The sequence below is a fragment of the Marivirga sp. genome (genome assembly GCF_051117495.1).
Taxonomy (GTDB): Bacteria; Bacteroidota; Bacteroidia; order Cytophagales; family Cyclobacteriaceae; genus Marivirga.
In genome coordinates this window covers 14,565-35,420 of the sequence record NZ_JBNPEF010000036.1, presented here as the reverse complement: position 1 = coordinate 35,420, position 20,856 = coordinate 14,565, and the positions used below count along the sequence as shown (strand labels likewise).

At 33.1% G+C, this 20,856-nt stretch carries 23 protein-coding genes; 15 read left to right on the top strand and 8 right to left on the bottom strand.

The genetic code is table 11. The annotated features are described in order from the left end of the window. Positions 1–25 precede the first annotated feature (25 nt). The 3 genes from ACFE0M_RS17645 to ACFE0M_RS17635 all read left to right on the top strand — a co-directional run bounded on the left by ACFE0M_RS17645 (position 26) and on the right by ACFE0M_RS17635 (position 2,690). A complete protein-coding gene (locus tag ACFE0M_RS17645; protein ID WP_434547114.1) occupies positions 26–697 on the top strand; it encodes a hypothetical protein in 672 nt (223 codons plus the stop codon). Next, on the top strand, positions 690–1,262 hold the full coding sequence (locus ACFE0M_RS17640) for a redoxin family protein (RefSeq protein ID WP_434547113.1): 573 nt from the start codon (positions 690–692) through the stop codon (positions 1,260–1,262). The genes ACFE0M_RS17645 and ACFE0M_RS17640 overlap by 8 nt, the downstream gene beginning before the upstream one ends. Before the next feature lie 339 nt (positions 1,263–1,601). After that, positions 1,602–2,690: an alkane 1-monooxygenase gene (locus tag ACFE0M_RS17635; RefSeq protein ID WP_434547112.1), complete on the top strand. Its 1,089-nt coding sequence runs from the start codon at positions 1,602–1,604 to the stop codon at positions 2,688–2,690. An 8-nt stretch (positions 2,691–2,698) separates the two neighbouring features. On the opposite strand, the gene ACFE0M_RS17630 is transcribed toward ACFE0M_RS17635, so the two are convergent. Together ACFE0M_RS17630 and ACFE0M_RS17625 are read right to left on the bottom strand one after the other, a co-directional pair. Continuing rightward, positions 2,699–3,853 (bottom strand): MFS transporter, encoded by a 1,155-nt coding sequence (locus tag ACFE0M_RS17630; protein ID WP_434547111.1) that lies wholly within the window; start codon positions 3,851–3,853, stop codon positions 2,699–2,701. Between the two features lie 49 nt (positions 3,854–3,902). Then, entirely contained in the window at positions 3,903–4,118 is a 216-nt protein-coding gene (locus ACFE0M_RS17625; RefSeq protein ID WP_303269655.1) for a PspC domain-containing protein, read from the bottom strand. A gap of 154 nt (positions 4,119–4,272) precedes the next feature. Between ACFE0M_RS17625 and ACFE0M_RS17620 the strand changes: the two genes are divergently transcribed. The 5 genes from ACFE0M_RS17620 to ACFE0M_RS17600 all read left to right on the top strand — a co-directional run bounded on the left by ACFE0M_RS17620 (position 4,273) and on the right by ACFE0M_RS17600 (position 9,606). Beyond that, complete coding sequence (locus tag ACFE0M_RS17620; RefSeq protein ID WP_434547110.1) at positions 4,273–6,069, top strand: hypothetical protein; 1,797 nt, start codon at positions 4,273–4,275, stop codon at positions 6,067–6,069. A gap of 179 nt (positions 6,070–6,248) precedes the next feature. Next, on the top strand, positions 6,249–7,229 hold the full coding sequence (locus ACFE0M_RS17615; protein WP_434547109.1) for a pyruvate dehydrogenase complex E1 component subunit beta: 981 nt from the start codon (positions 6,249–6,251) through the stop codon (positions 7,227–7,229). A 144-nt stretch (positions 7,230–7,373) separates the two neighbouring features. Beyond that, positions 7,374–7,949: an RNA polymerase sigma factor gene (locus tag ACFE0M_RS17610; protein ID WP_434547108.1), complete on the top strand. Its 576-nt coding sequence runs from the start codon at positions 7,374–7,376 to the stop codon at positions 7,947–7,949. A gap of 60 nt (positions 7,950–8,009) precedes the next feature. After that, the gene (locus tag ACFE0M_RS17605; RefSeq protein ID WP_434547107.1) at positions 8,010–8,561 is read left to right on the top strand and encodes a hypothetical protein; all 552 of its coding nucleotides are present in this window, start codon (positions 8,010–8,012) and stop codon (positions 8,559–8,561) included. A 22-nt stretch (positions 8,562–8,583) separates the two neighbouring features. Next, positions 8,584–9,606 carry a hypothetical protein gene (locus ACFE0M_RS17600; RefSeq protein WP_434547106.1) on the top strand — a complete coding sequence of 341 codons (1,023 nt, stop codon included), beginning with the start codon at positions 8,584–8,586 and terminating at the stop codon, positions 9,604–9,606. Positions 9,607–9,661: 55 nt separating this feature from the next. Here ACFE0M_RS17600 and ACFE0M_RS17595 read toward each other — a convergent pair whose 3' ends face one another. The 3 genes from ACFE0M_RS17595 to ACFE0M_RS17585 form a co-directional block, all read right to left on the bottom strand. After that, positions 9,662–10,060 (bottom strand): DUF1573 domain-containing protein, encoded by a 399-nt coding sequence (locus ACFE0M_RS17595; RefSeq protein WP_434547105.1) that lies wholly within the window; start codon positions 10,058–10,060, stop codon positions 9,662–9,664. 113 nt (positions 10,061–10,173) lie between these two features. Continuing rightward, positions 10,174–11,577, bottom strand: a complete 1,404-nt coding sequence (locus tag ACFE0M_RS17590; RefSeq protein ID WP_434547104.1) for an ATP-dependent DNA helicase — start codon at positions 11,575–11,577, stop codon at positions 10,174–10,176. Continuing rightward, the gene (locus ACFE0M_RS17585; protein WP_434547103.1) at positions 11,570–12,031 is read right to left on the bottom strand and encodes a PaaI family thioesterase; all 462 of its coding nucleotides are present in this window, start codon (positions 12,029–12,031) and stop codon (positions 11,570–11,572) included. Before ACFE0M_RS17585 ends, ACFE0M_RS17590 begins: the two co-directional genes overlap by 8 nt. Positions 12,032–12,071: 40 nt before the next feature. Here ACFE0M_RS17585 and ACFE0M_RS17580 point away from each other — a divergent pair, with 40 nt between their 5' ends. The 5 genes from ACFE0M_RS17580 to ACFE0M_RS17560 all read left to right on the top strand — a co-directional run bounded on the left by ACFE0M_RS17580 (position 12,072) and on the right by ACFE0M_RS17560 (position 14,904). After that, positions 12,072–12,578: an NUDIX domain-containing protein gene (locus ACFE0M_RS17580; RefSeq protein ID WP_434547102.1), complete on the top strand. Its 507-nt coding sequence runs from the start codon at positions 12,072–12,074 to the stop codon at positions 12,576–12,578. A gap of 40 nt (positions 12,579–12,618) precedes the next feature. After that, the gene (locus ACFE0M_RS17575; protein ID WP_434547101.1) at positions 12,619–13,191 is read left to right on the top strand and encodes a hypothetical protein; all 573 of its coding nucleotides are present in this window, start codon (positions 12,619–12,621) and stop codon (positions 13,189–13,191) included. 4 nt (positions 13,192–13,195) lie between these two features. Continuing rightward, the gene (locus ACFE0M_RS17570; RefSeq protein WP_434547100.1) at positions 13,196–14,083 is read left to right on the top strand and encodes a DUF3822 family protein; all 888 of its coding nucleotides are present in this window, start codon (positions 13,196–13,198) and stop codon (positions 14,081–14,083) included. 3 nt (positions 14,084–14,086) lie between these two features. After that, the gene (gene coaD / locus ACFE0M_RS17565; RefSeq protein ID WP_434547099.1) at positions 14,087–14,548 is read left to right on the top strand and encodes a pantetheine-phosphate adenylyltransferase; all 462 of its coding nucleotides are present in this window, start codon (positions 14,087–14,089) and stop codon (positions 14,546–14,548) included. 119 nt (positions 14,549–14,667) lie between these two features. Next, the gene (locus ACFE0M_RS17560) at positions 14,668–14,904 is read left to right on the top strand and encodes a hypothetical protein (protein ID WP_434547098.1); all 237 of its coding nucleotides are present in this window, start codon (positions 14,668–14,670) and stop codon (positions 14,902–14,904) included. An 81-nt stretch (positions 14,905–14,985) separates the two neighbouring features. Here the strand turns inward: ACFE0M_RS17560 and ACFE0M_RS17555 are convergent, their stop codons facing one another. Continuing rightward, positions 14,986–15,858, bottom strand: a complete 873-nt coding sequence (locus tag ACFE0M_RS17555) for a hydroxymethylglutaryl-CoA lyase (RefSeq protein WP_434547097.1) — start codon at positions 15,856–15,858, stop codon at positions 14,986–14,988. Positions 15,859–15,998: 140 nt separating this feature from the next. On the opposite strand from ACFE0M_RS17555, the gene ACFE0M_RS17550 reads away from it, so the two are divergent. Beyond that, positions 15,999–17,483, top strand: a complete 1,485-nt coding sequence (locus ACFE0M_RS17550) for a hypothetical protein (RefSeq protein ID WP_434547096.1) — start codon at positions 15,999–16,001, stop codon at positions 17,481–17,483. On the opposite strand, the gene ACFE0M_RS17545 is transcribed toward ACFE0M_RS17550, so the two are convergent. Together ACFE0M_RS17545 and ACFE0M_RS17540 are read right to left on the bottom strand one after the other, a co-directional pair. Then, a complete protein-coding gene (locus tag ACFE0M_RS17545; protein ID WP_434547095.1) occupies positions 17,473–18,558 on the bottom strand; it encodes a DegT/DnrJ/EryC1/StrS family aminotransferase in 1,086 nt (361 codons plus the stop codon). The two genes, ACFE0M_RS17550 and ACFE0M_RS17545, sit on opposite strands and share 11 nt — an antisense overlap. A 40-nt stretch (positions 18,559–18,598) precedes the next feature. Next, on the bottom strand, positions 18,599–19,660 hold the full coding sequence (locus ACFE0M_RS17540) for an alpha/beta hydrolase (RefSeq protein ID WP_434547094.1): 1,062 nt from the start codon (positions 19,658–19,660) through the stop codon (positions 18,599–18,601). Positions 19,661–19,833: 173 nt separating this feature from the next. Between ACFE0M_RS17540 and pfkA the strand changes: the two genes are divergently transcribed. Then, positions 19,834–20,805, top strand: coding sequence for a 6-phosphofructokinase (pfkA, locus tag ACFE0M_RS17535; protein WP_434547093.1), 972 nt, complete (start codon positions 19,834–19,836; stop codon positions 20,803–20,805). Positions 20,806–20,856: the final 51 nt, after the last annotated feature.

Genomic DNA, 20,856 nt, shown 5'->3' with positions numbered 1-20,856 from the left:
GCTCTATTACCCATACTTATAAAAAATGGCAGACCATCATATCTTGAAAAGGATTAATATTGATCATTTATCTCAATTAATTGATGCCCTTCGAAATAAATATCCAAATTCAGCATATAATGCTTCAAAACATATAATTGAATTTTCAGGTGAAAAAATACTTACTTTACGTCTGCCACTTTGTATTTATTTTGATGAGCAAAAAATAATTCCCTGCAATTTTCTTGTCATCTTGATTCATTCTGGTGAAGCTGCCTTGGCCTTTTCTGAGGAAGATCAAATTACAGAGCATAAAATGGTGAAAGCCTATATGGTAAGGCAAAAGCAAGGAAAAAGTCAAATCAAACATCTAAAAACAAAAGGTAAATCCAAAGCTGGTTCCAGAGTTAGACTAGCAGGAACCGACCATTTTTTTGAGGAAATAAATGCAAAAATATCAGAATGGGATGAGTATTATTCCATAGATAAAATTGCCATTAGTTGCAATAAAACCCTCCAGCCGTATTTTTTCAATAGATCAGATGCCTCAATAAAAAAGGATGATATTAGGATAGTCAAAATACCAAAACATATACAGGAAGCGAACTTTGAAAATTTAACCCATATACACAACTATCTTATATCAACCGAGTTAAATTTTGATGATACAGAAAAGGATGCAATACAAGATTTAATTTTTAATATCACAAATGAGTAAAAAAATAAACTGGAAAAAAGAAGCCATTAGCTGGGCAATTATGATTGCCATTTTTGGGACGCTTTACTTTACAGGTTTGCATGCTCCTGTAATGGGAAAAATACAATCTTGGCTATTGGCAACACATCTTATCACACCTTCATTAGAAGATGTAGAAATAGAATCATTTGATTTTGATGGTGAATTAATTACGCCTAATGGTAAAAGAATTCAATATAGCAATCTTAAGAACAAGACCATATTTATTAATTATTGGGCTACATGGTGTCCTCCTTGTTTAGGCGAAATGCCCCATATAGAAAAGCTTTATCTTCAATTAAAGGATAATCCTGATATCGTCTTTTTAATGGTATCAAAAGACAACGACTTTAATAAAGCCATCAAATTCAAAGATAAAAAGGAATATGAATTACCCATTTATCGAGAATTGAAAAGCCCAGTTCAATTACAATCACAAACATTGCCTACAACATTCGTGATTAAGAATGGCAAAATTGCTTTTCGAAAAGAGGGCATGAGTAATTTTAATACCGAGGATTTTAAGAACTTCTTGATAGGGAATTAGATTGCAAGTATTATTCCTTGTTTTTAGAAAGAAAATCAAGAAAAAGCCTATACAATTCGTAATCATAAAATAGTTTAAGCCTAAACTTAATTAGCTCTCACTCCCCCTTTTGGGTGTTTTCACCCCAACTTAAGCATTGAACCTCCCATGAAATTTCACAGAATCTTGAAGGTGAAAACACCTTCAAGGTGGTGGTACAAGAAATGATGAGGATTAAATTATATATTTAGCTTAGTAGTTACTTTAAAAGTTCAGAATTAATTCAACTCCAAATTGGTTTATAGGGGTAAACACCTTATTTTAGGAAGATTATTTTATCAATCCGTAAATTTATTAATGATGAGTTGGCTAAAGAAAATCGGTTATTTTAGTGCATTTATAATTCCAGCTTTAACAATTCTTGGATTCTATCTGGGCGGTATAGCCAATATATCCACCTTAATTTTTGTTTATGCATTGATACCCGCTATTGATGTTGCAGTAGGTAGAGATTATAATAATATTCCTAAGCAAGCAGTAAAAGCTGTAGCCAATGATTATTATTATAGATTTATCACTTATTGCTGGACTTATTTTCAGTTAGCATTTCTGATCTGGGCAGTTTGGGTGGTATCTACAAGTCAACTAACAATCTTTGAATGGGTTACATTTACCATTGCGGTTTCATTATCTACAGGCGGAATAGGTATAACTGTTGCGCATGAGTTAGGCCATAAAAAATCAAAGATAGAGCAGTTTTACAGTAAAGTACTTTTAATGACTGTAAGCTATATGCACTTTTTTATTGAACACAATAAAGGACATCACGTCCGAGTATCAACGCCTGAAGATCCGGCAACAAGCAGGGAAAACGAAAGCTTTTATGCATTTTGGTGGCGTTCTGTAACGCAAGGCTATCTAAGTGCTTGGGAAATAGAAAACAAGAGATTAGAAAGAAAGAAAAAATCGAAATTTTCCATTCATAATCAAATGATTTGGTTTACGCTTCTGCCTTTTTTATTTGGATTTACTTTGACATTTAGTGTCAGTGTCATGATTGGAGAATTCACATGGATACCCTTAGCTTTCTATTTTGCTCAAAGCTTTTTGGCATTTTCCTTATTAGAAGCCGTTAATTACGTAGAACATTATGGATTAAGAAGAAAGAAACTGGATGATCAAAGATATGAAAGAGTAGCTCCGCATCATTCGTGGAATGCCAACCAAATGGTAAGTAACTTCTTTCTTTTCCAACTTCAAAGACATTCAGATCATCATTTTAACGCCATTAAAAGATACCAAGTATTAGATAACTACGAAACCGCCCCGCAACTGCCTGCAGGATATCCAACTATGATTTTACTAGCCCATTTTCCTCCATTATGGTTTAGAGTGATGAAACCAAAACTACAAAAATGGAATGATTTGAAATCGGCAAGATCCGCGTAAAAAAATAGTTAACTAGGATTACTTTTTATTTGAGTGGATAATATGATCACACATAAAGCCATTAAAGCAATAAACATAAATGAGGCTTGTAAATTCAACCAATCTGCCAAATATCCAATTAAAGGAGGCCCCATTAAAAAACCAAAAAAACCCATAGTAGAAACTGCTGCTAATGCTACACTTGAGCTCATAGATTTAGATTTTCCCGCAAGACTAAACACTAAAGGGATCACAGAGGAAACTCCTGCTCCAACTATGAAAAAGGCGATCAAAGAAACTATCTTTCCAGGAAAGAAAATCAAAATCAATAAACCTGTGAAATTTAACAAGCCACTAGAAAAAACGACTTTTTTTACCCCGAATTTACCAGTGAAGTAATCAGCCACAAACCTAACCCCTGCCATACTTATCATGAAAAACGTATAGGCTAACCCTAATATATCTTTTGGGGCATTTACCACTTTTTTGTAATAAACCCCGCTCCAATCAAACATAGTGCCTTCGCACATCATGGAACAAAAGGCAATTACCCCTAATAGCAATAATGATCTATCAGGAATAGCAAAAATCGGTTTGTCTTCACTTTCGTCTAAATCTGATTTAATTAAAAATTTAAAACTAATAATGGAAGCAACTATACTAGTACTAAAGATTATAGAATAGTGATATTGCAAAATAATCTCACTTCCTATCATAAATGCTCCGATAATAGCACCAAAAAATCCTGCTAAACTCCACATACCATGGAAACTAGCCATTATGTTTTTCTTATATTCTTTTTCCAAACTGACTGCTTGTGTATTAATGGCGATATTCACCATGTTCCCCATTAAACCGAAAAGAAATAATACCAATCCTAATAAATAGATATTTTCTGATATTGATATAGCGACCAAGGATAACAAATAAAGGACGATCGCTAATCTAGTGACTAAATAACTATTCCACTTTGCCACTAAAACACCCGCCAATGGTAGTGAAATAAAAGAGCCTATTGGTAGCATCAATAATAACGTACCCAATTCAGCTTCAGAAAGGGAAAATTTTTCTTGGATACTGGGGATTCTGGATGCCCAACTGGCAAACGCTAGACCATAACAAAAAAATATAGTGCTAATTGCCCATCTTGATTTTACCAATGGGCTTTGAATAATATGAGTCATTCAGGAAATGATTAACTTATAGAATACAGATTATTAGTAAATTTTTTTACTAATAATACCATTTTGACCTGCCTCTTCTCAACATTTTTCTCACATCACGTATAAATGCTAAGGCTAAATATATTAATATTGGGGAGCCAAATGTTAAAAAAGAGGAATAAATAAAAAATATTCGAATATGAGAAGTAGGAAGATCCATCATTTCACCCAGTCGGGTGCAAACGCCAAATGCCTGATTTTCGATGAATTGTTGAACTTTTTTCATAATATCCCTTAAATTTAAACAATTAAGACAAAAGCCTTGTTGATTATTCGATAAAATTAGAAATCTTTTCTTAAATTTACTAAATACATTGGAATAGTTCCAATATAAATATAATTTCGCATTAACTTCCAAACATAATCAAATAATGAATCAAATGAGACAATTATTTTACGCAGCTGTTCTTTTAGGAACAATGACTTTTTCAGGTTGTGCATTAAACAAGATGATGCAAGCCGCAGAAGAGCAAGCTATCGATGTAACTCCAAACCCTCTTGAGCTTCATGGCGAAGAGGTAGCATTTACGGTAGATTTTCAACTACCATCTAAAATGCTGAAAGATGGAATCACTTATACAGTTAATCCATACTATGTCTATGGCGATAAAGAAATTGCATTGGATGCAGTAGATTTTGTAAAAGCTGATTTCCCTAACAGTGATACAGAGCCTGTTAGATCTAGCCAAGAATTTACATTCAATTATGAAGAAGATATGAATGTAAAAGGTGAATTGGTAATGCAAGGAACTGCTACCATTGAAAAAAATGGTAAATCAGCTTCTACTGATAGAAAAACCTATGCAACAGGTATCATTACCACTTCTCAAATGGTTATGCCTTCATACCATGCTGCTTACGCTGATCATGGTTATAACAACAAAGAAGAGTTGGTACCTACTAATGTTAACTTCTATTTTGATCAAGGTAGATCAGTATTGAAAACTTCTGAGTTAAGAAGCGATAGAGGTAAAAAATTTAATGCTTTTATAGCTGATAAAAACGTGACAAGAACTGTTACTATCACAGGTACTCACTCACCAGAAGGTCCTGAGAGAATTAACAGCAATTTATCACAAGATAGAGCTGAAGCAATTGAAAATTACTATAAAAGACAAATGAATCGTTATGACTATAAAGGTATGGCGGATTCAATTGAATTCATTTTAAAGCCGGTAGTTGAAGATTGGTCTGATTTCAAAAAAGCTTTGGCTGAATATGACGGTATAACAGATGCTCAAAAAAGTGAATACACTGATATTGTAAACGGATCTGGAAGCTTCGAAGAAAAAGAAGATAGATTACAAAAATTATCTACTTATAAAAAAGTATTTAAAGATATCTATCCAGATTTAAGAGCAGCCAAAACTGAAGTGCTAACAGTAAAAGAGAAAAAATCTGATGCAGAAATTTCTGTTTTATCTAAGCAAGTAGCTGCTGAAACCGCTTCTGCCGACACATTATCTCTTGAAGAATTAATGTATGCAGCAAGTATGACTCCATCTTTAGAGGAAAAAGCAGCTATTTTAAAAGCTGCTACTAAGAAAAATGATGATAGCCCAGTTGCTCACAATAACTATGGTGCAGTACATTTAGAATTAGCGATGGATGCTGAAGGAAATGAAATGACTACTTTAGTTGAACAAGCTATTACTCAATTTGAAATTTCTAACAAAAAGTCAGAAAATGCTGAGGCATATGCTAACTTAGGTACAGCTTATGCAATGCAAGGTAATTACGAAAAAGCTTATGACGCAGTATCTAAGGCTAACGAAATGACCTTGGACAGCGAAAACGAAAGAGGTTTGATGGGAGTTAAAGGTGCTCTAGAAATCATGATGGGCGAGTATAGTGATGCATCTACTTCTTTGAAAAATACTGATGACTCTGAAGTTAACATGTTTAACAAAGGCTTAGCTTTAGTATTGCAAGGAAATTATGAAAATGCAGTAAGTACATTAGAAGAAGTTGCAGGAAAAACTTCGGGAAAAGGAGTTCATGCTAATGCTCACTACTTGGCTGCAGTTGCAAGTGCTAGATTAGGAAAAGAAGGAGATGTAATCAGTCATTTAAAAGATGCTGTTGCTGCTGATGCTGATTTAAAATCAAAAGCATTAAGCGATCTTGAATTTTCTAATTACGCGGCAAACGATACCTTTAGAAATGCTTTAAAATAAGATTTAAACTCATATATTGAAAAGCATCCGCAAACTAGCGGATGCTTTTTTTTTGCCATTTTTGAAACATTCAATCACCTTATTTTTTATAATCTAAAGAAAAGTTAATGAACTCTTAAGATTGAGTTGGTAATTGACAGTTGAATAACTATTTTTACCCTGTAAAATTTACAAGATAGATGAGAGAAATTCAGTTTAGAGAAGCACTTAATGAAGCTATGTCCGAGGAAATGAGACGTGATGAAGATGTTTTCATCATGGGCGAGGAGGTAGCTGAGTACAATGGTGCATATAAAGTAACACAAGGGATGTTGGACGAGTTTGGTCCTAAAAGAGTAATTGACACCCCTATTACTGAGTTGGGATTTTCCGGAATTGGGGTCGGGGCTGCAATGAACGGCACAAGACCCATAATAGAATTCATGACCTTCAATTTTTCATTAGTGGCAATTGATCAGGTCATTAACTCAGCAGCCAAAATGATGAACATGTCAGGTGGGCAATTCAATGTCCCAATAGTTTTTAGAGGGGCAACAGGAAATGCAGGTCAATTAGCATCTCAGCATTCACAGAACTTTGAAAATTGGTATGCGAACACTCCTGGTTTGAAAGTAGTTGTTCCTTCAAACCCTTATGATGCCAAAGGTTTATTAAAATCTGCAATACGTGACGATGACCCAGTAATTTTCATGGAATCGGAATTAATGTATGGTGACAAGGGTGAAGTTCCTGAATCCGAATATCTAGAGCCAATTGGTAAAGCAAAAATCACGAAAGAAGGAAGTGATGCTACATTGATTTCTTTTGGTAAAATGATGAAAGTAGCTCATGCTGCGGCCGAAGAAATGGAAAAAGAAGGTCACTCAATTGAAGTAATTGATTTAAGAACTGTAAGGCCTATAGATTATGCTACCATTTTCGAATCTGTAAAGAAAACAAATAGATGTGTAGTGGTGGAAGAAGCTTGGCCATTAGCATCCATCTCAGGAGATTTAGCTTTTAATATTCAAAAAACCGTGTTTGACTTTTTAGATGCACCTATTTTAAGAGTTAACAGTTTGGATGTTCCTGTTTCTTATGCCCCTACCCTTTTAGAAGCTGTTTTACCTAATAAAGAAAGAACAGTAAAAGCATTAAGAAAAGTGATGTATTTAGACTGATTATCATTAATTCATTATTTCAAAAGGCTAACCTTCAACAAGGTTAGCCTTTTTTGTTTTAAAGAAAATCAAAATAAAATATTTAACTTATTTTCAATATTCATGCAACTACTCTAAAAAAGCAGAGTCTTTGGTATAGATTAAATGAAATTGGAAACGAACAGTATATACATTCATCAAGATTTAATAATCAGCTGTAAAAACGGTGACCAAAAAGCATTCAAAGAATTATATATGCTTTATGCTAAGTCAATGTTTAATATAGCTTTCAGAATTTTAAAAAATCATGATGAAGCCGAAGACATTTTACAGGAAGCGTTTATAAAAGCTTACTATAAAATTGACCAATATGACTTCCAAGCCACCTTTGGCGCTTGGCTAAAGAAAATAGTGGTCAATCAAGCATTGGATTATTTGAGAAAAGAATCTAAATGGAATATAGATGAGTTAGCTGATAATGATATGACTGACGATTCTGAAATAGATTGGGAAGGAATTGAAATGAAAGTAGATATTGTAAAAAAAGCAATACTTAACCTTCCAACAGGATTTAGGACAGTGGCAAGTTTGTACCTAATAGAGGGATATGAACACAAAGAAATTGCATCAATACTGTCAATTTCAGAAAATACTTCTAAATCCCAGTTTCATAGAGCCAAGAAAAAAATAAAAGAATACATAAAAAAATCTGAAGCGGTCAATGACCAGACTATTATTTGAGTTGATAAATCTCAATAAAAAAATCGAGCAAAAATATAATTCGCAGCAAAATAAAAAATAATGAAAAAGAGAACAGACAAGCTGGAGCAATTTATTAAGGATCACAAAGAAGAATTTGATTCGGAATTCCAGCCTGAAAAGAGCTGGGACAAAATAGAGATTAAAATATCTAATAGTAATAGAAACAATTTTTCTATTTGGATGGTCGCAGCCTCTATCATGCTTTTGCTCAGTTTGGGATGGCTCGTTTATGACCGAATACAATTAACTGATAAAATCAATGCATTGGAAAATCTATCGGTAAATGATAAACCTTATGCGGAAATAGAATCTTACTACAAACAAAATATAACGGAAAAAACCGCATTGGTAAGCCAATTATCAAAAGAAAAAAACATCAATATTAATACAGACTTAAAATCACTGAATAAAAAATATGAGGATTTAAAAATGCAGATAAAAAAAAAAGGGGCTCACCCACAATTGGTGAACGCCATGATTCAAAATTTGCAAACTCAAATTAAAATCCTTGAACAACAACTGAACATCTTGCAAGATTTACAGGAATATAGTCAAAACGATAAACAAAAAAACAATGAAATATCTATTTAAAAGTTTAATAATAGTTCTAATAATGAACGCTACTATTTCATTTGCTCAAGATGCGAAATATGAAATAATGAATAAGTCTTTTACTCCTAATAGTAAGCAGACTGCCTTAGAAATTTCAAATAATTTTGGAAATTTAAATCTAGCAGTATGGGATAAAAACGAAATTGCTATTAAAATAACCTTAGAAGTGGAGGGGGACGATGAAAAAGAATCCAAGAATATATTGGACAAGATTGAACTTAAAACTAACCAAACTTCAAGTTTGATATCAATTAATACTAAATTAAAATCACATAGCAACGCCTCATTTAAGAAAAAGAGTTTTAAGATTAATTACGAAATCAATTTGCCGGATGGTCATCCATTATCATTAAATAATGAATTTGGTAATATTTTTATGACTGATTATTCAGGTAAAACAATGATCAATTTGGAATATGGGAATTTAACTGCTGGTAGTTTGGGCGAACTTAGGTTAACTCATGAATTTGGTAAAGGTGAAATTGAAAGTATAAAAAAAGGGGTATTTGAAATGGATTATGTGGATGCCTTTATATTATCAGAAGCTGATGAATTAGAACTAAATGCAGAATTTTCTCAAATTGAAATTGATAATATTAAAAAAATCAATTTTGATGTAGAATATGGTAAATTATTGATCGGGACTGTTTCAAATTACAATGGAAGTGCCGAATTCTCTAAAATTAGCATAGACAAGCTCTATGATAGTTTTAATTTGGATGCTGAATATGCAAGTGGTACAATTGAATTAAAGGAAGTAAGCAAAGACATTAAGTCTTTTCAGCTTAATACCGAATTTTCTAAATCAGAAATAAATATTGAAAAAGGAGCTAATTTACGATTTGATACCAAACACTCCTTTGGAAAGCTAAAAACTGAAGGCAATAGTATAAATTTCAGTAAGAAAATAAAAGATATGTCAGATGAAGAATATGAGGGTACTATTGGAAGTAATGTTAATCAAAATTCTACCTTACTTAAAGTCAAAACATCCTATGGCGGTTGCACCATAATAGCGGAATGAAAAAAGGCTGTTTCATTTGAATTGAAACAGCCTTTTTAAAATATTTTTAATTATTTCATGAGTCCTTTGGCAAAACATTAGTGGTTATTCGAACGCTTCTTTCTTCCCCAATATTAGAAACAATTCTTACCACTTTATTTTGTCTTCCCATTTTACCCCTACTATTAAATTTTACGGTAATCTCTCCTTTTGCACCTGGTGCTATGGCTTCTCCTTTTGGGAAGCTTGGTACTGTACAACCGCAAGTGGTCTTCACATTTGATATGATTAAGGGTTGCTTACCTGTATTTTCAAATTTAAAAATATGCTCTACCACATCTCCTTGAGTGATATCACCAAAATCATGATTGCTTTCTTCAAATGTGATTTCAGGTCCATTGGTGCTTTCTGTTGACTGAGCTACTGCTGAGCCCAGAACGAAGATTGTTGCGAAAAATAATATTGCCTTTTTCATAATTGAAATTTTTAATTTTTAATACGATTTATAAAGTTACGAAATTTCAATAAAAATGATACCAAAAAACAATATTAAGAATTTCTACTCCAATCAAATTCAGATTTGAAGACTTAGAAAAATTTTGAGTGGAAATTAACCAAATATAACTCATCAGTTGACCTGGTAATAGCTGTATAAAGCCATCGAATATATTCTTTATTCACCATTTCATCAGTTAAATAACCTTGATCTACAAAAACAGCGTTCCATTGCCCCCCTTGTGATTTATGACATGTAAGCGCATAAGCAAATTTTATTTGGAGCGCATTAAGATAAGGATCCTTTTTAATAGCCGCTTTCCTTTCCGCTTTAGAGTCTAAATCCATATAATCCTCTGCTACTTGCCTGTATAATTCTCTGTATTCATCATTATTTAAGGAAGGACCATTTGAATGGAGAGTATCTAAAATCACTTTTACTTGGAGGTTAGGGTGATTTTCATAATCCGTAAGTCTTATTTCCAAATCTGCAAATCGCAAACCATACAACTCTTCAAAATTAATGACTTTTACCACTTCCATAAAATCACCATTGGCTAAGAACCCCCCTGGCGTGTCTTCAGTTTGATAAACATAATTATTTTTCACAATCATCAAGAAATCACCGGCTTCCAGCTCGCCTTCCATAAAATGGATTTGTCTCCTGATATATTCATTGTATTGAACAGCCATTTTATTAGAACGGCATATAATGGCAGTATTTTCAATTCCATACTTATCATAGGCATATCGCAATCCATCTTCCAATCGCTCCCCTGTCATTCTGAAAATATCTTTATAGGAATTAGTGTTAAAATGAATATTAAAATCTTTTTTGGACAATTCACTTCTCAATACAGTCGCATTAAACAAGATGCCGGAATCTTGCGCTTGTCTCATTACCTCAGTTAAAACGGTTTCTATCACTTCCGCACGATAATTACTTTTTAAATATTGAGCATCCAGGCCGGCACTATTTAATTTTCCGACAGGTGGCAATTGGGCATCATCCCCTATAAACAATATTTTATTGCCTTCATTTTGAAAAACATAATTAATGATATCATCTAACAAACTACTATTTCCAAAACCTTTTTCATCTGAAAGCATACTGGCTTCATCAATAATAAAAAGTGTTTTTTCATGATAGTTTTTCTGTAGAGAAAAGTTAGGCTCTCCGCTACCGACCTCAGAAGTTTGACGATAAATTTTCTTATGGATTGTAAGCGCCAGCCTTTTGGAATAATTACTCATTACTTTGGCCGCCCTACCAGTTGGCGCCATCAAAACATATTTATAATTAAATAAGGGCAGGAATTTCACCAATGCACTGACAATAGTCGTTTTACCAGTTCCTGCATATCCCTTAAGTAATAAAATAGGCCTATCTCCATCCTTCAGATCAAAAAATGGATCTAAAGAGCTGAAGAATTGAGTCTGTCCAGGGGTAGGCTCAAATGGAAACTTTGACCTTATGATAGATGATGCCCTAGGCATTCATTTTGTGGTTGATGTCTTGTGGAGTAATAACTGCCATGGTAGTAGTAGCTTTTGCAATCAAGTTTCGCTTTTCCCCCTCAACAGCCCAAATTTCGGCTTCACAAAAATTTAATTTCCTTCCTCTCTTTACTACATAACCGATAGCATGTAATTTCTCACCCATGCCAGCTTTAAAATAAGAAACCTTGATTTCTGCTGTAACTACATGGCAATCCATAGGAACCGTAGTGTAGGCGGCAAATCCTGCAACTATGTCTGCTATTGTGGCGGTAACCCCACCATGAACCAAACCCTTTTGTTGTTTATGTATATTTTGAATATCAAGCCAACCTTCAGTTTTTCCTTCTTCAATTATTGACAAATCAAAGCCAATATGTTTCATGAATTCCTGACGCTCTAAAAATTTCTCTACTCTTAACTTAAAATCTTTTTTTACTGTATTTTCCTGCATTTTATGTAATTTCAAATAATTTACAAATATAAGCATATTGATGACTGCAAAAGCAAGGGAAAGTGTCAATCAAAAATTTGGAGGCAAAGTAAGAGTAAGAGTTGGAGGGATTTTAATAGAAGAAAATAAAATTTTACTCTTGAAACATGAGGGAGTTGGAAAAAAAGAATATTTGTGGTCACCTCCCGGAGGAGGATTAGATTTTGGAGATGATGCGAAAAAAAATTTGCAGAGAGAATTTTTGGAAGAAACGGGATTAAAAATTAGGGTAGGTGAATTATTATTTGTGAATGAATTTATAACAAAAAAAATTCATGCAATTGAATTATTTTTCGAGGTAGAAAAAACCGGAGGAATTCTTAAATTGGGAAATGATCCGGAAATGGGTAATCAACAAATTTTAACTGATTTAGCATTTTTTGATGAAAATAAATTAATAAACACAGAAAAGGACTACTTGCACAACATGTTTATTGGAATAAATAAACTCCAAGAAGTTTTAAATCTTAAAGGATATTTTAAATTTGTGAATAATTCCATAAAATAGCATTTTAAAACAATTTCTAAATAGAGAAAAAAATAGAAAGATGAGCAAAACAAAGATTTTATCAATAGTTTTCTTCGTGGCTGCGATAGTAATAGGCTACTTTTTTGTAGATAGCATTGCCTATGATATTCAACAAGAAAAAAAGATTAAACGAGAAGAAGCTCGGGTAATCAATAAATTAAAACAAATTCGATCAGGCATGATTGCTTATCAAAGGGTGAATGGTCAATATACCAGCGATTGGGATAAATTGATTAATTTTATTGATACGGGTGATTTTTATTTAACAGAAAGATCTGAAAGAATTATTCAACGAGACTACGGTGGAGATAGTGTTGTAATCAACATCGATACTTTAGGAACAATCCCTGTTTACGATTCCCTTTATGCGGATATCCCAAATTTCGATTTGCAAAAGTTGCCTTACAAACCAGGCTCAAAAACCAAATTTGAAATTTTTGCGGATAAAATTATCAAAGGATCTGTAAAAGTTGACGTTTTCGAAGTAAAAGATCCTGATCCAATTAATCCTAAGAGAAGGGAAGATGACAATGAAAAAGCATTGAGAGTGGGGTCTAAATCAGAAGTTACAACTGCAGGAAACTGGGAATAATATTTTGGATATCACAAAAGAAAAAGTTTTTAAAACCATTCGGAAGGTTAAAGATGATAAATTTTCCATTGAAAAAATTGAGCAGTATTGCTTGATTTTAGAAATTGGAGATAGAGACCTTCAAGTGTCTATAATAGATATTAAATCTAACAGGGTTTTAATACTTGAAGATTATAGTCTTAGTAAAACCGATGATGAACATCAAAAAGTGCAAGTTCTTAAAGCACTTTTTGATGAGCATCATTTACTAATGGTGGGTTTTTGGAAAGAAGTTATTCTTTGCTTTAAAACACCAAAATATTGCTTGGCGCCCCTCTCCTATTTTTCAAAGGATAATGCAAGAGCAATACTTAAAATGAATTGCGAAGTAGAACCGTCAGATTCCGTTGGCTATTACAAAGTAAATAGCAATGACTCGGTTAATATATTCACTTATCAGAAGGAAGTATTAAAGTTCATTCGATCAATTTATGTAAACAGTAAAATTAAAGTCACTCACCAAAGTGGCATGTTAGTAAATGCGGTATTATTTAACCCACCATTTGCTAATGAAAATGAATTATCTTTATACATTGATAGATTTTACCTGCATGCAGCCGTTTCCAATAATGGCAAATTGCTATATTTTAATTCTTTCAAAATTCAAAAATTTGATGAATATATAAGGTATATCAATCTTATATGTAATGAATTCAAAATCTTAAAAAAAGAAGGCAAAATCAACCTTTGGGGATATATAAAAAAGGATTCCTCTCATTTTCAAGAGTTAAAAAAGAATTTCCCGGCCCTTGCCATAGGGAATAGAACCAAAAAATTAAATTTCGGATTCAAATTTGATGAAATAGCTGAGCATCAATATTTTGATGTATTTGGAAACTATTTTAATCTATAATTTATGCCAAAAAGAATCGCAATCTTTCCAGGGTCATTTGACCCCTTTACCAAAGGTCATTTTGATATTGTTAATAGGGGATTGAAAATCTTTGATGAAATTATTATTGCAATTGGTTATAATTCAAAAAAACAAAATCGCTACTTCGATATTGATTTGATAGTAAACAAATTAGAAGAAACCTTTCATAAAGAACCAAGGGTTTCAGTGATTGTTTATAACAAATTAACTTCAAATTTAGCAAAAGATTTGGGTGCTGGATTTTTATTAAGAGGATTAAGAAACACTACCGACTTCGAGTATGAAAACAGTATTGCACAAGTCAATAAATATTTAAATGAAGGTTTGGAGTCCGTTTTCTTAATTACAGCTCCAGAATATGCAGCCATTAGTTCAACAATAATCAGAGAGGTGCATAAATTCCGCGGAAATGTGGATGAATTTTTACCTTATAAAATTGATTAAATCAGCTAAAATTGTCCTATCATAAAATATTTATTAATCTTTAAAATTTATTAACATTTATTTTATACAACTTATTTAAAAATACGTTAGATTTCGCCAGATAAAATAGAATTAAAAAAATGGCACTCAACGAAGCATCAGATTTCGCGGCATTTGACGAATATGATGACAAAGATTACGATGAACTCGAAGATGATTTTTTTGATGACGACTCAGACGACATCAAACTAAATGATGGTGACGAGGAAGAAGACACTTGGCGATTTAAAATCGATGACAACTTAGACGAAGAAGAGAATGATTTGGATGTTGATTTTGACGATGACGATCTAAGGAAAGATTTGGATGATTATTAACAAAGATGGGTGGTATTCGTTTACCACCCTTTTTTATTCTCTGGATTCCACGTTTTAGGAGTATGTTAATCTAAGGTTGTATCAACGAGTTGGAAACACTTCCAAAGCTATCCTTTGAGCTTCAGCAAATGCTTCTTGATCGATTCCCAATTCAATATTATTATTATTGAAATATGCCACCATATCTTCTGTCACCATATTTCCAACCAAGTCATCCTCCGCCATTGGGCAACCGCCAAAACCCTTTATAGCCCCATCAAATCTTCTACAGCCGGCTGAATATGCTGCTTCTACCTTTTCCCAAATGCTAGAAGGATGACTATGCAAATGAGCCCCAAACTCTATTTGAGGATATTGGGGAATTAATTGTTCAAAAATCCAAGTAATATTTTCAGGATTGGAAACGCCAATTGTATCGGATAGAGATATTATCTTAACATCAATTTTATTCAACTTCTCCACAAAATCCTGGACAAAAGAAGCATCATAAGGATCACCATAAGGATTACCAAAGCCCATGGATAAATACACTACCAATGTTTTACCATGCGCAACTGAAACAGCTTGGATTTCACTTAAGTCTTCCAAAGCAGTTGCAATTGAACGCTTTGTATTTCGTTGCTGAAAGGTCTCAGATAAAGAAAGTGGATATCCTAAATAAGAAATATGATCAAATTTAACCGCATCTGAAGCTCCCCGCAGATTTGCGATAATTGCTAACAGCTTAGAGGAAGAACTCTGCCAATCAATATTATCAAATACTTCGGCACTATCCCTCATTTGGGGTATAGCTTTAGGAGAAACAAAACTACCAGCATCAATAGTATCAAATCCAACTTTTAATAGTTGATTCAAATATTTGATTTTTTGCTCCGTAGGAATAAAATCATGCAGACCTTGCATGGCATCTCTTGGGCACTCTATCAGCTTTATATTTCGATCTTTCATTTCCATAAACCAAAACTAATCATAAAGACTTTCAGCTAAAAGAAATTTTTATGCTCATTGGATTTCCAATAAAGAGAAATCATAAGTATAATAGCGAATTATTAATTTCATCTTATTAAATTTCAGTTTCGTACTAAAAATTAAACGTGGGAGTAGTCATCAAACAAAGTGCTTATGCCTCTATTATCAACTACTTAGGAGTTACAATTGGTGCTGTCAATATGATATTTTTATTCCCTGAATTTTTAACGCAAGAAGAATTAGGTTTATTCAAGGCTATTTTTTCTATGGCAATCATTTTATCTCCCTTCGCACAAGTTGGTCTTGCCAGAAGTACCCTGAGATATTTCCCGCGCTTTAATAAAGGCCCTAAATCTTCCGGGAGGTTTTTTACATTCGTGATGATAATGGCCTTTTTCACCATTTCAATTTTTATAGGTTTATTTCAGTTGGTTGATCAATGGGTATTTGGATTTTTTGAAAAAAATGCCCCAGAACTTATACATCAATATAGGCTTATCATCATTTTAGCGGCCATTATGGTGTATATTTCCATTTTTGAAGCTTATTATAAAGCGCAACTTAATGTTGTGATCCCAACTTTTATGCGTGAGTTTTTTCTTAGGGTCACTAGTAGTGTACTGGCATTTTTTTACTTTTTGGATTACATTTCTTTTGAATGGTTTCTGCGGTTTTCAATTGCCACATACGCACTCAGTCTTTTACTATTATTCTGCATCATAATTCTCAAGGGTCAACTAAGATTCAATTTTTCAATTTTTCAATTGAAAAAATCTTTTGTAAAGGATATGACCAAATATATGATTTTCATTATGGCAAGTGCGGTAGGCTCAGTTATTGTTTTGCAAATTGACCAACTAATGGTTACAGGATATTTAGGACTGAAAGAAAATGGAATTTATGTAATAGCTTTTTTTATGGGAACCGTAATTGAAATTCCAAGAAGAAGCATTTCTCAAATGTCAGACGCATTAATTGCAAATGCATTTGAAAATGAGAGACTGGATGAAATCAAAAAAATTTACAAGCAAAGCAGTATCAATCAGCTTATTTTAGGAAGTTTTGTCTTTATTTTAGTGGTAATCAACTTAGATAACATTTATGCCATTATGCCAAAAGGTGATGATTATTCCAGCGGAAAATGGATAGTAGTTTTAATCGGTTTGAGCAAATTGATTAATATGGGCTTTGGTGTTAATTCCGAAATCATTGTATCTTCAAAATTTTACAAAACCAATATTTATTTTGTAATCATATTGGCAGTGTTAACAATAGCATTAAATGCTTATTTAATTCCTATTTATGGTTTAACAGGCGCTGCTATCGCTACGCTATCTTCAATATTCTTGTTCAATCTAATTAAATTGACTTACATCTATATGAAATTAGAGTTTCAGCCATTTTCAATTCATACGCTGAGTACTCTCTTACTATCAGGTTTTTGTCTTTTTATTGTGAGTATTGTTCCTCAATTTTCAAACCCGGTTTTAAACGGAGCTTACTTAACCCTAATTACTTGCATAATTTTTGGTTTGTTAATGCTATTTTTCAAGCCCTCCCAAGAAATTACTAAAATCATTCAACCCATAAGAGACAGGTTTAATCTTTAAAAAATAACTTTACGCTCTTGGTTACATAATTAATTTCTTCCTCTGTATGCATAGGATGAATAGGGAGTGATAATACTGTCTTTGAAGCCTTAAGTGCGTTTGAACATAGACTAGAATTATTAAATACCGCCATGTCGGAAAGTGCTTCTGGATAATGAATATCCGTTTCAATTTCTTTTTGCAATAAATATTTTCGGAGCTCATCCCTCCTATCCGTTCTGATAACAAACTGATGAAAAACATGACCTTTACTGTTCATTGGTAAAACCAAATCCAATGAATTTAATCCATTATAATACAACATCGCTAATTTTTTCCTTTTTGTATTATTCATATCCAAAAATGGCAATTGAGATGAAAGAACTGCAGCCTGTAATTCATCCATCCTACTATTTCTTCCCATTTGAACATGATTATTTCTGCCAGATTGACCATGATTTGCCCAGAGATTACATTTTTCTGCTATTTTTTGATTACTTGTAACAATAGCGCCAGCATCACCCAAGGCCCCTAAATTTTTGGTTGGATAAAAACTAAAAGCAGCAACATCACCAAAAGTACCCACTAATTTTCCATTTAAAGATGCGCCATGTGCTTGAGCACAATCTTCAATCAAGTGGATATTATTTTTCTTGCAAATAGAAGCAATCTTTTCTATTTCAGGATGAACCAATCCAAATAAATGAGGCAAAATAAGTGCTTTGGTTTTTGTAGAGATTCTTTCTTCCAGCTCTGAAATTTGTATGCCAAAATGATTTAAATCTATATCACAAAAAGCAATCTCTGCACCTAACAATTGAATAACAGAAGCATCCGAAAACCAACTGAATGCAGTAGTAATCACTTCATCACCTTTTTTGATTTCAAGGCTTCTCAAAATAATTTCCAAAGAATCGGTGCAATTTGCAGTAGGGATCACATAATCTTGCTTTAGATAAGTTGAAAAAGAATCTTTAAATCTATTCAAATATTTTCCATTCATGAAAACACCTTCTTCCAGAACCTCCTCAATGACGGATTTTACTTCATCGCGAAGAGGAGTTAAATTTAAAAATGAAACAGAATTAACGGGCATAAAATATCTTTAATGTTTCTATGGTTTACAGTTACGTGTACTATTCTTCGAATTTCAAGTAAGTATTAAAAAACGGTAACATATCCTTCATGACTCTCCCATCGTCCGTGAAAAGCTTATTAGAGTGATTTCCAATATATTCCTCGGCAAAGTGATTGATTCCAAGATTTTCAAGCTTTTTACTAAAAAGTAAACATGTAGTTGGAATATGGTCAAAACCATCGTTTCGACCCCAATCAAGTTTAATTGCATTAAGCTTTCTAAGATCTTCAATATGATGATCTACCATTCCCATTGCAGACTTTTTTTTCCATAATTCTAATACTTCATAATTGACGATTAAGCTATCATTCACATATTCATAAGGGAAATCTGCATAAAAAGGAGGTTTGTTTAAATTTGGAGAAAATGCCCTACCCATAGCCACTATTGCATTTGGGAGGAACTCATTCCAGTCAGTTATTAATTCTTCTCGAGTGGAAATCTCATTGATTCTTTTATAGGCTTCTCCCTGAATACCAAATTCCGAATTGGTAGGGTCTAAAGTTGCAGGTGATAAAGCATATACTGTTGAAAAAATATCAGAGAAAAGCATCGCTATTTTAATTGCTCCTTGACCTCCCATAGAATGACCTGCAATACCTCTAGAATCCCTATTTGATATTGTTCGATAATTATGATCTACAAAATTTACAAGATCCTCTCCAGTAAAATCAGCCCAGTTTCCAGTTAACTTTGAGTTTGTGTACCAACTACCTCTAAACAAAGTAAAATGATTCGGCATAACAACAATCACCGGTTCAATTATATCCTTTGCAATTGCTTTATCTAATAACTTATCAAACTGACTTTCAGCTATCATCAAACTATCACTCCATGTGAATCCATGTAAAAAATAAAGGACAGGATATCTCTGTTTACTTTCTGAATATTCCGGAGGTAGGTAGATAGTCACCCTTCTGTTTGGATTTTCACCAAATTCATTTTCTAAAACCTCTGAATATAAATATTCGGTTTTAACATTTCCCTCTGGATATTGTGCTTTGCTTATAGTAAGGGATAAGAAAAAACTAATGAAAAATAATAAATCGAGTTTTCTCATTTTATTCGTATTAATACCTTATTATAAATTTAAGCATTATAATTTGCAATAACAGCCTTGCTTTTCCAACTTTAAGCTTGGTATTGGAGTAAATGAGTCATAAAAATCATTAAATTGAAATTATATAATTTATACTTCAAAGATTGAAGTTTTAAAATAAAAATACGCCATAAATGAAAAAAGTAGCAATAATGACTTCCGGTGGTGATGCGCCTGGCATGAATGCCTGTGTACGTGCAGCTGTAAGAGGTGCAGTTTACCATGGAATTGATATATATGGGATTTATAGAGGTTATGATGGAATGATTGAAGGTGATATTGTAAAACTGAAATCTCATTCTGTTAGTAATATTATTCAAAAAGGCGGTACTATTCTGAAATCCGCCAGAAGTGAGGAATTTAAAACGAAAGAAGGTAGAAAAAAGGCCTTTGAGCATTTACAAAAACTTGGAATTGAAGGATTAATCACGATTGGTGGAGATGGAACCTTTACGGGTGCTAAAATATTCTATGAAGAATATGGAATCCCAACAGTTGGCGCTCCCGGAACTATAGATAATGACTTATATGGTACTGATTACACCATTGGATTTGATACTGCTGTCAATACCGCTCTAGGTGCAATAGATAAAATTAGAGATACTGCCGATTCCCACAATCGTCTATTTTTCATTGAAGTAATGGGGCGAGATTCTGGCTATATTGCCATTCGTTCAGGTATTGGTGGGGGAGCGGAACTTGTAATGGTACCCGAAACTTCTACTAGCATAAAAGAAGTGATCAGTACTTTACAAGAAGGTTGGGCACGCCATAAAACTTCTTCTATTGTGGTGGTGGCAGAAGGTGATGAAGAAGGAAATGCTATGGAAATTGCCGCAAAAGTTAAAAAGGCTATTAGCCAAAAGGACATTAAAGTTTCAATTCTGGGGCATATTCAGCGAGGTGGTTCACCTAGTGCCCAAGACAGGATTCTAGCCAGTCGATTAGGCCTAGGTGCCCTAGAAGGCTTAATGAAGGGCGAAAAGAATGTGATGGCTGGCATTATCAATGATAAATTGGTTTATACATCTTTTGAAGACAGCATCACTAAAAACAAGCCGCTCAATCAGGAATTAATTCACATGGTAAAAGTGTTGAGCGTTTAAAATAAAGCCTATTAGTCAATTAAATGAGAGATACTTATATCTATTTGATAT

Bases quoted from the DNA above. Each gene is read 5' to 3' on its own strand.
- ACFE0M_RS17595 (WP_434547105.1), bottom strand. From the start codon at position 10,060: ATGAAAAAGGCAATATTATTTTTCGCAACAATCTTCGTTCTGGGCTCA.
- ACFE0M_RS17610 (WP_434547108.1), top strand. From the start codon at position 7,374: ATGAAATTGGAAACGAACAGTATATACATTCATCAAGATTTAATAATC.
- ACFE0M_RS17600 (WP_434547106.1), top strand. From the start codon at position 8,584: ATGAACGCTACTATTTCATTTGCTCAAGATGCGAAATATGAAATAATG.
- coaD (WP_434547099.1), top strand. From the start codon at position 14,087: ATGCCAAAAAGAATCGCAATCTTTCCAGGGTCATTTGACCCCTTTACC.
- ACFE0M_RS17605 (WP_434547107.1), top strand. From the start codon at position 8,010: ATGAAAAAGAGAACAGACAAGCTGGAGCAATTTATTAAGGATCACAAA.
- pfkA (WP_434547093.1), top strand. From the start codon at position 19,834: ATGAAAAAAGTAGCAATAATGACTTCCGGTGGTGATGCGCCTGGCATG.
- ACFE0M_RS17555 (WP_434547097.1), bottom strand. From the start codon at position 15,858: ATGGAAATGAAAGATCGAAATATAAAGCTGATAGAGTGCCCAAGAGAT.
- ACFE0M_RS17540 (WP_434547094.1), bottom strand. From the start codon at position 19,660: ATGAGAAAACTCGATTTATTATTTTTCATTAGTTTTTTCTTATCCCTT.
- ACFE0M_RS17630 (WP_434547111.1), bottom strand. From the start codon at position 3,853: ATGACTCATATTATTCAAAGCCCATTGGTAAAATCAAGATGGGCAATT.
- ACFE0M_RS17615 (WP_434547109.1), top strand. From the start codon at position 6,249: ATGAGAGAAATTCAGTTTAGAGAAGCACTTAATGAAGCTATGTCCGAG.
- ACFE0M_RS17625 (WP_303269655.1), bottom strand. From the start codon at position 4,118: ATGAAAAAAGTTCAACAATTCATCGAAAATCAGGCATTTGGCGTTTGC.
- ACFE0M_RS17575 (WP_434547101.1), top strand. From the start codon at position 12,619: ATGAGCAAAACAAAGATTTTATCAATAGTTTTCTTCGTGGCTGCGATA.
- ACFE0M_RS17580 (WP_434547102.1), top strand. From the start codon at position 12,072: ATGACTGCAAAAGCAAGGGAAAGTGTCAATCAAAAATTTGGAGGCAAA.
- ACFE0M_RS17620 (WP_434547110.1), top strand. From the start codon at position 4,273: ATGAGACAATTATTTTACGCAGCTGTTCTTTTAGGAACAATGACTTTT.
- ACFE0M_RS17640 (WP_434547113.1), top strand. From the start codon at position 690: ATGAGTAAAAAAATAAACTGGAAAAAAGAAGCCATTAGCTGGGCAATT.
- ACFE0M_RS17585 (WP_434547103.1), bottom strand. From the start codon at position 12,031: ATGCAGGAAAATACAGTAAAAAAAGATTTTAAGTTAAGAGTAGAGAAA.
- ACFE0M_RS17590 (WP_434547104.1), bottom strand. From the start codon at position 11,577: ATGCCTAGGGCATCATCTATCATAAGGTCAAAGTTTCCATTTGAGCCT.
- ACFE0M_RS17645 (WP_434547114.1), top strand. From the start codon at position 26: ATGGCAGACCATCATATCTTGAAAAGGATTAATATTGATCATTTATCT.
- ACFE0M_RS17545 (WP_434547095.1), bottom strand. From the start codon at position 18,558: ATGCCCGTTAATTCTGTTTCATTTTTAAATTTAACTCCTCTTCGCGAT.
- ACFE0M_RS17635 (WP_434547112.1), top strand. From the start codon at position 1,602: ATGAGTTGGCTAAAGAAAATCGGTTATTTTAGTGCATTTATAATTCCA.
- ACFE0M_RS17560 (WP_434547098.1), top strand. From the start codon at position 14,668: ATGGCACTCAACGAAGCATCAGATTTCGCGGCATTTGACGAATATGAT.